The following is a 12,152-nucleotide window of genomic DNA, read 5'->3' on the forward strand; positions in this document are numbered from 1 at the left end:
TAGCTCTTCTTTTTTTATCGGTTGAATACCTAGTTGTAACCTAGAAGTCGCCACATTTAGGCTGATTGGGCTTTGAGTTTCTTGGCAACGGTTGCGATGCGTTTTCCTAGCTGCTGAGCTAATGTAATCTCATCATCGCTAAGGCCGGATTTCATCCCCGCTTTACGTAAGCCCACATGACTTGCACCGTAAGGAGTGCCACCGCGTTCAGTGGTGTGCAATTTGGGTTCGGAATAAGGAATACCCAGTACCATCATGCCATGGTGAAGCAGTGGCAGCATCATCGAGTTCTGCGTTGTTTCTTGGCCGCCATGCATTGTCGACGAAGAGGTAAATACACACGCTGGCTTATCGATGAGGTCACCGTTAATCCATAAGGTTGTGGTTTGGTCCCAAAAGTGCTTGAGGGCGGCAGCCATATTGCCAAACCACACAGGGCTGCCAAGGGCGAGTCCATCACACTGTTTGAGTTCATCTAAGGTAATAATGGGATCTTCATATTGGCGTGATCCCAACGATAAATCTTCTACAGTACGCAGCACAGCTTCGCACTCGGGGATAGATTCCACTCCCCGAGCGATTTGTCTTGCGATAGAAAGGGTGCTGCCATGTCGACTGTAGTAAAGCACAACAATCGTGGTGGTCATAAAATCTCTAATACTTGTTCCGGTGGACGGCCAAGGCGTGCTTGACCATCAGATACAACAATAGGTCGTTCAATGAGTTTTGGGTTTTCAGCCATAGCGGCAAATAATTGGTCGTCGGTCAAAGCTGGATCCGCCAAATTCAGATCTTTATACAGTTCTTCTTTGGTGCGCATCATCTTCCTAACGTTGGTAAATCCGAGTTGAGCGTACAACGTTTTGAGCTGTTCAATACTCGGAGGGGTCTCTAGGTATTGAATAACTTGAGGTTTGACGTTATTGGTTTCGAGTAAAACCAGCGTCTCCCGGCTTTTTGAACATCTTGGATTATGGTAGATAACGACTGACATAGTTTTTCCCTATTGCTTCTTATTTATTCTGCAGAGCCATAAAGCGTTCACGCTGTAGGATCAACTGATCGATTCGCGCGTCGTATCGTGCCTGCTCTAAGCTGCCAAGCTTAGCGAGCTGACTCGCTTGAGTATAGTATTGAATCGCCTTATTCCATTGAGCTTTAAGTGCCAAAATTTCTGCCCTTGCCGCCAAATCCTCTTCACTGTTTCCGGCGCGACTATTGGCTTCTGCCAAGAGATCCCAACCGTTAGGATCATTAGGATTATCATGAGTATAACGCTGTAATACTCGGATCGCGTCTTGAAACTTTTCCTCTTTCACTAACACGTTGCCGTAGTTAATGGCCAATACCGCATTATTCGGATTCTCTTTCAGCGTTCTTTCTAGCATCAACTGTGCATCATGTGCTTGATTTAGCGCGAGATAAAGGTCCGACATAGCATCTAAGTAAAAGTTATTGTCCGGATCGGTTTTTACCAGTTTAGACAATATTTCTTTGGCTTGAGGAAGTTTCTCATTATCCAAGTAGACGAGGGCTTTGCCATATTCAAACGCAGGTTCCATGGCACTCGGTGATTTTTTGGCTGTGCGGTTAAACCAATCAAGGGCGTCATCTTCACTCAAGCCGGAATAACGGGCCATGACACGACTGCGTGCCAAAAAGAAGCGTAATGACGCCGCAGGATGCTCTTGAGGATATTGCTGGGCTCGTTCGCGAGTATCGGTGATACGTGCTTCTGGTAGCGGGTGAGTTAACAGCATTTGTGGCGGCTTGCTGGAGTAGCGATACTCAGCGGCTAAGCGAGAAAAAAAGCGTGGCATCGCCATGACATCAAACCCTGATTTGGCTAATGTTTGCATGCCAAAACGGTCGGCTTCTCGTTCATTAGAGCGGGTGTAGTTGATCTGTCCTTGAATGCTACCCGCTGTCGTTGCGGTAATGGCTGCAATTCCAGCTTCAGGTGCGGCAATGGCTAATAAAAGGGCACCGGCTAAAGCGGCCAGTGTTGCTGGAGAACGTTTGGCTTGTTCTTCCATGCTGCGCGCTAAGTGGCGCTGCGTCACGTGAGATATTTCGTGCGCCATCACTGACGCAAGCTCACTTTCAGACTGAGTATCAAAAAACAATCCTGAGTGCAGCGCGACATAGCCGCCAAAAAAAGCAAACGCGTTGATCGCGTGATCATTAATTAAGAAAAAGTGGAAAGGGGTTTTTACGTTATCCGCATGGGCGACCAAACGATGACCTAAAGTATCAACGTATTCGCTTAGCACCGGATCATTAATGACAGGTTGGTTTGCTCGAATCATACGCATATAAGCGTCACCATAGAGCAGCTCTTGGTCGATAGAGAGCGTGGCGCCTGCTACGGTGCCAATATCTGGTAAATCATTACCTTGAGCCAGACTCATTTGAGGCGCCGTCATAGATAGCGATGCTGCGATACATAGACAAAGTAGAGAACGGGTACGTTTAGCAAACATGTGACGAGTGAGACTCCTGAACCAACTGAAAATAAGACATTTCTTTGTCTAAAAGGTTTCTTTTGATTAGTGGCTTTGTCCACCGGTGTTCCAATGAGTTGAGTGATAAACAGTGGCACCTAAAGGAAAAGCCTATACAATGTGGTTCCTATATTAAGGATTCGCCATCAGAATGGAACTGATAAAACAGGAATAGTTCGATTCTGATGACTTCGTCAGTCAAGGCGCACGATAGAACTTACGCTTTGTTACATTCTTGTCTTTTTATTGACCCGTTTTATGAAGATATTCGTCTAGGATAGTGGTAATAATGGCGCTTATCTTAAGGATGTCCTCCCCTAATTTCCTATCGTAATGATTGACGCTCAGTTTGTAAGGAGTGAGAAAACCGTGTTTGAAATGGTAACTCGTTGGTATCAGAGGCGATTTTCCGATCCCAATGCCGTCAGCTTAGTGGCAATACTCTTTGTTGGGTTTGTGATCATTTATTTTATGGGGCATTTGATTGCGCCTTTGCTGGTGGCCATTGTCTTGGCGTACTTACTCGAGTGGCCAGTCACCCAACTTCGTCGTTTTAAATTGCCGCGTACCGCTGCAGTTGCCGTGGTGCTGATGCTTTTTATTGGCGTTATGTTGATGGCGTTATTAGGCTTAGTGCCAACCATGTGGAAGCAGATTGCCAATTTGGTCAATGATATTCCTAACATGTACAGCGACTTACAGCGTTTTATCGCAACGATCCCGCAACGTTACCCGGAATTGGCCAACTTAGACATTGTTGAGCCCTTGATGGATAACACCAAAAACAAAGCGCTTGGCTTTGGTGAATCGCTGGTGAAAGAGTCGTTCTCTTCTCTGGTAAGTTTAGCTACTCTGGCTATCTATCTGATTTTGGTTCCTTTATTAGTGTTCTTCTTGTTGAAAGATAAGAATCAAATGATGCGTTACGTGGGGCGAGTCATGCCTCGTAACCGAGTGTTAGCAAATCAAGTTTGGGTGGAAATGAACCAACAAATTTCTAACTATATCCGCGGTAAGGTGTTAGAAATTATCATTGTTGGCATCGCCAGTTATGTTGCTTTTGCCGTGTTAGGGCTACGTTATTCCGTATTGCTTGCGGTTGCGGTGGGATTATCCGTGCTGATTCCGTACATAGGCGCAGCAGCAGTGACGGTCCCTGTTGCTGTGGTGGCTTTATTTCAATGGGGTTTAACACCAGAGTTTTATACTTTGATTATTGCCTACGGGGTTATTCAAGCTCTTGATGGTAACGTTTTAGTGCCTATTCTATTCTCGGAAGCGGTCAATCTGCATCCTGTCGCCATCATTGCTGCAGTGCTGATTTTCGGTGGACTATGGGGTTTCTGGGGCGTCTTTTTTGCGATTCCTCTAGCGACTTTGGTCAAAGCGGTCATACACGCTTTGCCTGTGCAAGACGACGAAAGCATCGCCTAATTTGAATTCACTTCTTAAAAAGAACCTCATTGATTGCATTGAGGTTTTTTTGTACTTATTTTTTAGTAATCGCTCAAGTAATCAGCTCACTTAGCCGATAAAGAAATCAGAACACCAGAACATTGATGTTAAAGGTAATAGTAGTAGAGGGAACCTTATGAGATTTAGCCAAAAAATCGTAGCCGCGTCGTCGGTGCTGTTGTTAATCACCATTGGATTGTTGTCACTTCAACAATTATCTACGGTTCGGTCGCAGGTCGAATCCCTAGTTTTTTCCAGTTTAAAAGAGATGGTGTCAGGGGTAAAAAATACGGTCAGCTCCGAGATGGTCAGTAAAAAGGCCATGGCGCAAGCGACCACAGAGATTTTGCAACTTGATCCTGAAAACCGCGATTTCGTTAAAAATGTGATTGAACAACCTAAGCTAAAAAGTCAGTTTTTGGCGATTGGTTTTGGTTACCAAAGTGACGGTAAAACCGTAGAAAACGATGATGGCTGGACTCCCGCTGCTGATTATGATCCTCGTGTTCGACCATGGTTTAAAGACGCTAAAGAGGCAGGGCAGTTAACCATCACTGAACCGTACTTGGACATGTCGACTAAGAAAATCATCATTTCGATCAGTACGCCGGTGAAACACGACGGACAATATGTGGGGTCGATGTTCTACGACTTAGAGCTAAGCAAATTGGCCTCTTTGGTTAACTCAGTGAATCTATTTAATGCGGGTTACCTTTTCTTGGTCACTTCTAATGGCACCACCATTGCTCACCCAAGCATTGAAAATAATGGCAAAAATCTTTCTACCTATTTACCGGGAGTGAAACTAGAAGAGGGCTCACAAACGGTAGATCTGAATGGCAAAGAGTATTTGGTTGGTCTAACTAAAATACCTTCTGAAAACTGGTATATTGGCGCAGTGGTTGATGAGTCGATTGCCTTCTCTGCTGTGAGCAAGCTGCGCAACAGTTCCATCATTTACGCAGTGGTTGCTCTAGTAATCAGTATTATCTGTTTAACGCTTCTGATTCGGGTGTTGATGCGTCCGATTGGTACATTACGTGATGCGATCAAAGATGTGGCCTCTGGGCATGGCGATTTAACCCAACGTCTTGATACCAATACCGATCCAGAGTTTGCCGAGCTAGCGCAAGGGTTCAATACCTTTACTGGGACCTTGCAACAATTGATTAAACAATCCAAGGCCATTGGCGAAGAGATTATTCGCGGTACGGAGCAAACACTGCAAGGATCGGTAGAGTCCGTGAATGCGATGCACCAACAGCTGCAAGAGTTGGAACAATTAGCGACAGCAATGCACGAAATGTCGGTCACTGCAACGCAAGTGGCGGGCAATGCGCAAGGCGCTGCAAGTGCGGCAAAAGAGGCTGATGCAGCAACTGAGCAAGGTTCGGTTGTGGTGAATGACACCACGCGCTCGATTGACATGTTGGCAGCGCGCATTGACCAAGCTGTTGAGGAAGTTCAAGGCTTAGAGGCGGCAACGGCCAACATCGAAACCATCTTGAAAGTCATCAATGACATTGCAGACCAAACTAACTTGCTGGCGCTGAACGCAGCAATCGAAGCGGCGCGGGCCGGTGAGTCTGGCCGAGGATTCGCTGTGGTAGCAGACGAAGTACGTACTTTGGCATCACGCACGCAGCAATCCACCACTGAAATTCGCAGTATGATTGAGCAGCTGCAATCAGGAGCTGGAGCGGTCTCATCGGCCATGAATGAAAGTAAACGCACGGCGGTTGAAGCGGTAGAAAAATCCAAGCTGGCGAATACGGCGCTACAAACTATTCGCCACTCCATTGCTCAAATCAATGACATGAATATTCAAATTGCATCAGCAGCAGAAGAGCAGAGTTTGGTGGCTGAAGAGATCAATAACAATACGGTGAAGATCAAAGACCTTTCAACGTTAGTATCTGAAGCGGCTGAAGGGGCTAACTTAGCGATGCAAGCGCAAACGGAAAATGTGCGTGAGCAAGCGGCGGTCATGAGCAAGTTTATTGTGTAATTGTTCTGGTTGAACCTAGTAAAAGATGCCTCCAAGTTGGAGGCATCTTTGTTTTGAATCGATTCATTTCAGCAGTGACGCAGCCGAGATTTTCTCGACGAGAAAGTTGCGGTGTTTATGCATTACCTTGGAGGTAATTCAGCACTACTTCGTGGTGATCTTTGGTTTTGAATTTATCAAACACGTGCTCAATCACACCTTGCTCGTTAATCAAAAAGCTGATTCGATGCAGGCCATCATACACTTTTCCCATGAATTTTTTTTCGCCCCATACGCCGAACTGTTCAGCAACTTCATGATTTTCATCAGAAAGCAGTGTGAAGTTCAGGCCGTCGCGTTCAATAAACTTCCCAAGGCGTTTGACAGGATCAGTGCTGATGCCAAGCACCACTACGTTCAGATCTTGCAATTGTGGTTGGCTATCACGCATACCGTGAGCTTGCACCGTACAACCGGGGGTCATCGCTTTAGGGTAAAAGTACACCAGTACTTTTTTACCTGAAAAATCGTTGAGAGAAACCGCGTTTCCATCTTGGTCTGGGAGGGAAAATACAGGGGCTGGCGTGCCTGCTTTCAATGTATTCATCTGGTTTCCTTTTTTATTACTGACTGTTTTTTATAAAATTGAGTGACCCATGGACATTGAGTTTTTCGCACAAATCATCAAACTCTTCTTGCAACTGCATCAGGTTATAACCTGCATCCACTTTGGCGGTAATCGCAATATGGAACTGGTTAGCTTCACAGCCTAATTTTGCTTTACTGATGGTTTGTGCGCTGAGCGACTCCATGCCTATGTTGCGATTGGCAAAGAAATTGGTGAATTTCTCCGTCAATCCAGGTTTATCTTCTGACTCAACAAAAACTTCGACCAAATAGGTGTTGTCTAAGCTTTCGTGTGGTGAGGTTCTCTTTAATAGCGTGATTAAATCGTGTTCCTGACCTAAAAGCGGCAGCCGGGTTTCAATGCGTGACAATGCACTCGGCGCGCCAGAAACCAACATGATCAAGGTGAATTCCTTTCCAAACAACGCAATGCGACTGTCGACAATATTCAGGTCTGATTGCGTGACTAGCCGGACAATTTCATTACAGATACCGGGGCGGTCAGTCCCGACCGCAGTGATCACTAGGTGTTGAGTCATCATATCTCTTCACATCATCTTTTTTGGGCATGTTATCACACTTGGTGAGCAGAAAAAGCGTCGATAAATTGCTTTTTTTGTTCTGGTTAATCATAAAATGGCACAAGACTGACAAGAGGTACAAGCATTGTGTCGCAATGTATGGTAAATCTATAGATTCCACTTCGGTGCGACAGTCAGAACCAGAGAATGTGTCTGTTTTAGGTCGTGGTGAATGTCCTTTTGTCTGCATCTTTATTAATTTTTGGTATAGCTTTTTGCCTTAGTTCTAACATCTGATAAATATTCATAAAAATGGACTGTTTAAGCGTATTTACCCCCTTGTGCACAGTGAGGGCCATGCAGTACCATGCAATGAGTATTCATCTAGGGAGATAGACATGTTTTCAGGAAGTATCGTAGCGTTAATTACACCTTTCACGTCAACCGGCGAAGTAGATTATGTCGGTCTTAAGAAGCTAGTCGACTACCATGTCGCAGCGGGTACTGACGCTATTGTTTCCGTAGGGACGACAGGTGAGTCTGCCACTCTGACCGTTGAAGAGCATGTCAAAGTTGTAGAAAAAACAGTGGAATTTGCTGCTGGGCGTATCCCAGTGATTGCAGGTACAGGTGCGAACGCTACCCACGAGGCGGTAGAATTCTCACGTATGCTTGATAACACCGGTATTGCTGCTTATTTAAGTGTGACTCCCTACTATAACAAACCGACTCAAGAAGGTTTGTTCCTTCATTACCAAGCAATTGCTCAAGGTACTGATATTCCAATTATTCTTTACAACGTACCAGGTCGTACCGGCGTCGATATGAAGCCAGAAACCGTGGCGCGTTTGTCTGAAATTAACAACATCATTGCATTGAAAGACGCGACTGGCGATTTGAGCCGTGTTGCTTTGCATCGTGAGATGTGCCGCGATGATTTCTTGCTGTTTAGTGGTGATGATGCGACTGGCTTAGACTTTGTTAAGCTAGGCGGTCACGGTGTTATTTCAGTGACCAACAATATTGCGGCGAAAGACATGGCCGATATGATTCATCTAGCGCTTAATGGCAAGTTTGAAGAAGCTCAAGCGATCAACACGCGTTTAATACCTCTGCATAAAGGTCTGTTTGTTGAATCAAGCCCAATTCCAGTAAAATGGGCCGCTCATAAGCTTGGTTTAATCGAAAATGGTGATCTACGTCTACCTTTAACTGAACTCTCTGAACAAGCTCGCCCGGTTGTTGCCAAAGCGATAACCGACGCCAAGATTTAAATTATCAGGCACTTTCGATTACAATGCCGAGGTATTATGCCTCGGCGATTTTTAGGAGTTTCAATGAAGTGTTCCCGTCAGCTAGTTATTAGTGCTCTAGCTGTGTTTGTGTTAAGTGCTTGTTCAAGCAGCCCGGCAGAACGACGTCAAGCAAAGGATGATTACACCTACCTTGATGCCAAAGATTTTCACCAATGGACGATGCCTGCTGGCACCGAACTCCATTACTACCCTGATTACCAGATCCCAACCGGACAGTATCAGGGAGAAATCGGTTCTAAAGTTGATATTCGCCCGCCACAGCAAATCCTTGAGTTAATTCCTGGTGCTCGTGCCGACATGACTAGCGGTGATGCTGTGTTGTGGATGGTGCGTCAAGCTGAAGCGGATAAAGTCTGGGATACCACACTCAAAGCGCTGACCGATGGCAAAGTGCCACTAGTAAAGCAAACGGATACCTTAATTGAAACCGCATGGGTTCGTTGGGTTTCTAAAGACGAAGACAGCGAAATTGATGCGCGCTACCAGTTAAGCCGTGTGACTGCCAATAACCGTTTTGGTATCAAAGTGAGTTTGGTCGACTGGCGTCAAGGTGGTGATCAGGGTAAGCCAAGTGTGAGCCAAAAAGATCGCTACACCGCCTATATGACGAACTTAATCACCAATCGTTACGATGAAGATGTTCGTCGTGAAGAGCTGCGTAAAGCGCAAGCTTTGATTAAGCATATCCCGATCTCAATGGGTTCTGACCGTAGTGGTCTACCTGTGATTATTGCTCGCGCTCCTTATGATGTGTTCTGGCAACGTCTTCCTGAGCTTGTTGATAAGCTAGGAATGAAGATTGAAGACCGTAACCGTTCACAAGGTACAGTAAAAGTGAAATACAGTGAGCTGGATGAAGATTTCTACACAGCCCACAAGCTGAAAGCGATGGATATGACTTCCGGCGAATACACTTTATTGTTGGGTGACTTAGGTAACCGTACATCAATTAACGTGACTAACTCGAAAGACAAACCGGTCAAAGAGGCTTGGCTTGAGCAGTTAGTGCCAGTGTTGTCTGCTGTTATCGATGAAACAGCAAAAGCTCCCGCAGCAGCCGACGCTAAAAAATAATCATCATAGATGAATCGAGAAACTAAAAAGGACGCCAGCGCGTCCTTTTGTTTTTTCTGATGTCACTTGTGACACTGGTACTATGAGTGGTTATCTTTCTTGGCTTGTGATGAAGTTGGCGCAGACGAGTTAGATTGCGATACTGAATCGTGATCAGCTAAGACTTCATCGGACTCCAAGTCTTCATCGGACTCTACTGTTTCGTCACCATGACGCTCTTTATCCAATTGATTGAGGCGGTCTAGTTCTCGTTGCTTCATATACTCTTCGTATTTGATCTGCGAAGTGTATTTGAGCGCGGCGATATTACCAATAACCACACTCACGACCACAATACTGATGACCCAAGGATTAAACAGGAGATCCATACGCTGCCTCACTGACTGATGTTGGTAACATAATCAGTGTAGATCGTTTGCAGGTGCTGCAAAATCACTTCTTTACCCAGAATGGGAGCATGCTCTATTTGCTCTGCCAACATCGCCATAGTCAATTGTGCCGAGCAGATATTGGCGGATGCTCTGTGACTGACATGCCACGGTTCGAATGCCACACCATTGCCTTTACCTTGAAATGGAAAGAAAAAACCAAATTGTTCAGCATGGTCTTTTAGCCATAGATAAAAGCGATGCTGGTGGCCCTGCAGATACTCATCGGGTTCCAGTTGCAGCGTGGTTCCTTCGGCAATAGCAAGCCGGTCAAAGAGATCAAAATCGGTTCCCCAGTGATGACGGCTAGCACCTGGTAGTGCAGACCAGCGCAAAATGGCCCACATTTTTTGCTCATCGCTTAACGCTTGGCCATCTATCGGGTGGCTAAGCTCATCCAATAAGGGCACTTCGCCAGACATCTTGCGATTCCAAATGGTCAGCTGGCGTTCAAATGGGCGAAAGCCGCTGGCGATATGGCAAAGAAATCCGGCGCTATTGGCAGCATCTTGTAAAGCAAGCAGATCATCACGAACGTTTGGGTGCATGAGGAACGATTTTTGTCCCACTAATACCTCAACCAAATGTTGGGTCGATTGTCCTGTCAATTGCGCCGGTGTCATCATGGGTAATCCTTCGTATTAACCAAGTAGATGGTTCAATGTCTGCTGGTACATATCGGTCAATTTTTCGAGATCGGCAACGCTTACGCATTCGTTCACTTTGTGAATGGTCGCGTTAACAGGACCTAATTCCACAACTTGTGCCCCCATGCGAGCAATAAAGCGACCATCCGAAGTCCCGCCAGTGGTTAGTAGCTGCGGAGCTTTATTGTTAACGGCTGCAACACCTTTGACGACCGCATCCAGTAGAGCGCCTTGGTCAGTCAAAAATGGGTGACCGCTTAAGGTCCACTTCAGCTCATAGTCTAAACCGTGGTTATCCAAAATAGCATGTACTTGCTCTTTGATGGATTCATCGGTGAGTTCGGTACTAAAGCGGAAATTGAACTGTACATCAAATTCGCCAGGAATGACGTTCGATGCGCCCGTGCCACTGTGCAGGTTAGGGATCTGGAAACTGGTTGGTGGAAAATAGTCGTTGCCTTTGTCCCACTCTTTTGCGGCCAATTCGGCAAGTGCTGGTAACGCTTGGTGAACCGGGTTACGCGCCAAATGAGGATAGGCAACATGTCCCTGAATTCCTTTGACTTTAAGATCGCCAGTAATCGAACCGCGACGACCATTTTTCACCACATCACCCACTTCAAGAGTGCTTGATGGTTCACCGACGATACACATATCAATCGGTTCATTACGCGCCATTAACGTATCCACCACGCGAGTAGTACCGTTAATAAATGGGCCTTCTTCATCGGAAGTGATAAGGAAGCCGATAGAACCTTTATGGTCCGGGTGCTCTGCAATAAAGCGCTCAACCGCAACCAGCATACAAGCTAAAGAGCCTTTCATATCGGCAGCACCGCGACCGTAGAGCAAGCCATCTTTGATGGTGGGTTCAAACGGAGGGGTATCCCAATGGGCTAAATTACCTGCGGGTACAACGTCAGTGTGACCGGCAAAAGCAAATAACGGTGCAGTGTGGCCACGACGTGCCCAAAAGTTGGTGGTGTCTTCAAACACCATGACTTCCACAGTAAAGCCAAGAGCTTCAAGACGCTCAATCATTAATTGTTGGCATCCCGCATCTTCTGGGGTGACGGATTGGCGGCTGATAAGATCTTTGGCCAGAGCAATTACTGGACTGTCAGTCATCCTTGAATTCCTTAATTATGCAAAAAGAGAGGTGTATTGTTCGACGTTAAATCCCACGTGAAGCTGGGCGTCGATACGAAGAATAGGGCGCTTGATCATCGCAGGTTTTTCCAAGAGTATAGCTGCTGCGTTATCAGCATTTAATGTCTCTTTTTGCTCTTGAGTCAGTTGACGAAAGGTCGTTCCGCGTTTGTTGAGCACGTTTTCCCAGCCGAGTTGCAAAAAAAATTCTGCAATCAGTTCTGCCGTAATACCTTGTTTGCGGTAATCGTGAAATTGATATTCCACATTGGCTTCTTCTAACCACTTACGCGCTTTTTTAATGGTGTCGCAGTTAGGAATGCCATACATAGTAACGGTCATAATTATCCTTGTAAGACTGAATGATTATTTATTTTTGTTAAATCCTAACAGGAAGCGCCTTTGGTGACAAAGCGTATTGGTAATGAGGCTTATACCCAAATG

At 45.8% G+C, this 12,152-nt stretch carries 12 protein-coding genes and 1 pseudogene; 4 read left to right on the forward strand and 9 right to left on the reverse strand.

All coding sequences use genetic code 11. The annotated features are described in order from the left end of the window. Positions 1 to 56: 56 nt before the first annotated feature. Genes wrbA through bepA form a run of 3 tightly spaced genes read right to left on the reverse strand, consistent with a single transcriptional unit; the run spans position 57 to position 2,483 of the window. The gene (gene wrbA / locus OCV11_RS04095) at positions 57 to 647 is read right to left on the reverse strand and encodes an NAD(P)H:quinone oxidoreductase (protein ID WP_261895152.1); all 591 of its coding nucleotides are present in this window, start codon (positions 645 to 647) and stop codon (positions 57 to 59) included. Then, the gene (arsC, locus tag OCV11_RS04100) at positions 644 to 994 is read right to left on the reverse strand and encodes an arsenate reductase (glutaredoxin) (RefSeq protein WP_261895153.1); all 351 of its coding nucleotides are present in this window, start codon (positions 992 to 994) and stop codon (positions 644 to 646) included. The genes wrbA and arsC overlap by 4 nt, the downstream gene beginning before the upstream one ends. Positions 995 to 1,013: 19 nt before the next feature. Next, on the reverse strand, positions 1,014 to 2,483 hold the full coding sequence (gene bepA / locus OCV11_RS04105) for a beta-barrel assembly-enhancing protease (RefSeq protein WP_261895154.1): 1,470 nt from the start codon (positions 2,481 to 2,483) through the stop codon (positions 1,014 to 1,016). 390 nt (positions 2,484 to 2,873) lie between these two features. Between bepA and OCV11_RS04110 the strand changes: the two genes are divergently transcribed. Both OCV11_RS04110 and OCV11_RS04115 read left to right on the forward strand, forming a co-directional pair. Beyond that, a complete protein-coding gene (locus tag OCV11_RS04110) occupies positions 2,874 to 3,938 on the forward strand; it encodes an AI-2E family transporter (RefSeq protein WP_261895155.1) in 1,065 nt (354 codons plus the stop codon). Positions 3,939 to 4,095: 157 nt separating this feature from the next. Further along, the gene (locus OCV11_RS04115) at positions 4,096 to 5,967 is read left to right on the forward strand and encodes a methyl-accepting chemotaxis protein (protein ID WP_261895156.1); all 1,872 of its coding nucleotides are present in this window, start codon (positions 4,096 to 4,098) and stop codon (positions 5,965 to 5,967) included. Positions 5,968 to 6,082: 115 nt separating this feature from the next. On the opposite strand, the gene bcp is transcribed toward OCV11_RS04115, so the two are convergent. Together bcp and OCV11_RS04125 are read right to left on the reverse strand one after the other, a co-directional pair. After that, complete coding sequence (bcp, locus tag OCV11_RS04120; protein ID WP_261895157.1) at positions 6,083 to 6,553, reverse strand: thioredoxin-dependent thiol peroxidase; 471 nt, start codon at positions 6,551 to 6,553, stop codon at positions 6,083 to 6,085. Between the two features lie 16 nt (positions 6,554 to 6,569). After that, the gene (locus tag OCV11_RS04125) at positions 6,570 to 7,112 is read right to left on the reverse strand and encodes a glycine cleavage system protein R (protein ID WP_261896220.1); all 543 of its coding nucleotides are present in this window, start codon (positions 7,110 to 7,112) and stop codon (positions 6,570 to 6,572) included. A 380-nt stretch (positions 7,113 to 7,492) separates the two neighbouring features. On the opposite strand from OCV11_RS04125, the gene dapA reads away from it, so the two are divergent. Further along, positions 7,493 to 8,368, forward strand: a complete 876-nt coding sequence (dapA, locus tag OCV11_RS04130) for a 4-hydroxy-tetrahydrodipicolinate synthase (RefSeq protein WP_261895158.1) — start codon at positions 7,493 to 7,495, stop codon at positions 8,366 to 8,368. A gap of 63 nt (positions 8,369 to 8,431) precedes the next feature. Continuing rightward, positions 8,432 to 9,484 carry an outer membrane protein assembly factor BamC gene (bamC, locus tag OCV11_RS04135; protein ID WP_261895159.1) on the forward strand — a complete coding sequence of 351 codons (1,053 nt, stop codon included), beginning with the start codon at positions 8,432 to 8,434 and terminating at the stop codon, positions 9,482 to 9,484. Positions 9,485 to 9,666: 182 nt separating this feature from the next. On the opposite strand, the pseudogene OCV11_RS04140 reads toward bamC, so the two are convergent. From OCV11_RS04140 to OCV11_RS04155, 4 genes and pseudogenes are all read right to left on the reverse strand, one after another. Beyond that, positions 9,667 to 9,852: pseudogene (locus OCV11_RS04140) on the reverse strand (DUF6040 family protein); the annotation flags it as partial. Positions 9,853 to 9,860: 8 nt separating this feature from the next. Then, positions 9,861 to 10,535, reverse strand: coding sequence for a M15 family metallopeptidase (locus OCV11_RS04145; protein WP_261896221.1), 675 nt, complete (start codon positions 10,533 to 10,535; stop codon positions 9,861 to 9,863). A gap of 18 nt (positions 10,536 to 10,553) precedes the next feature. Next, positions 10,554 to 11,687 (reverse strand): succinyl-diaminopimelate desuccinylase, encoded by a 1,134-nt coding sequence (dapE, locus tag OCV11_RS04150; protein ID WP_261895160.1) that lies wholly within the window; start codon positions 11,685 to 11,687, stop codon positions 10,554 to 10,556. Between the two features lie 15 nt (positions 11,688 to 11,702). Beyond that, the gene (locus OCV11_RS04155; RefSeq protein WP_261895161.1) at positions 11,703 to 12,050 is read right to left on the reverse strand and encodes an ArsC family reductase; all 348 of its coding nucleotides are present in this window, start codon (positions 12,048 to 12,050) and stop codon (positions 11,703 to 11,705) included. Positions 12,051 to 12,152: the final 102 nt, after the last annotated feature.

Origin of the sequence: Vibrio porteresiae DSM 19223 (assembly GCF_024347055.1) — a bacterium.
Taxonomy (GTDB): Bacteria; Pseudomonadota; Gammaproteobacteria; order Enterobacterales; family Vibrionaceae; genus Vibrio; species Vibrio porteresiae.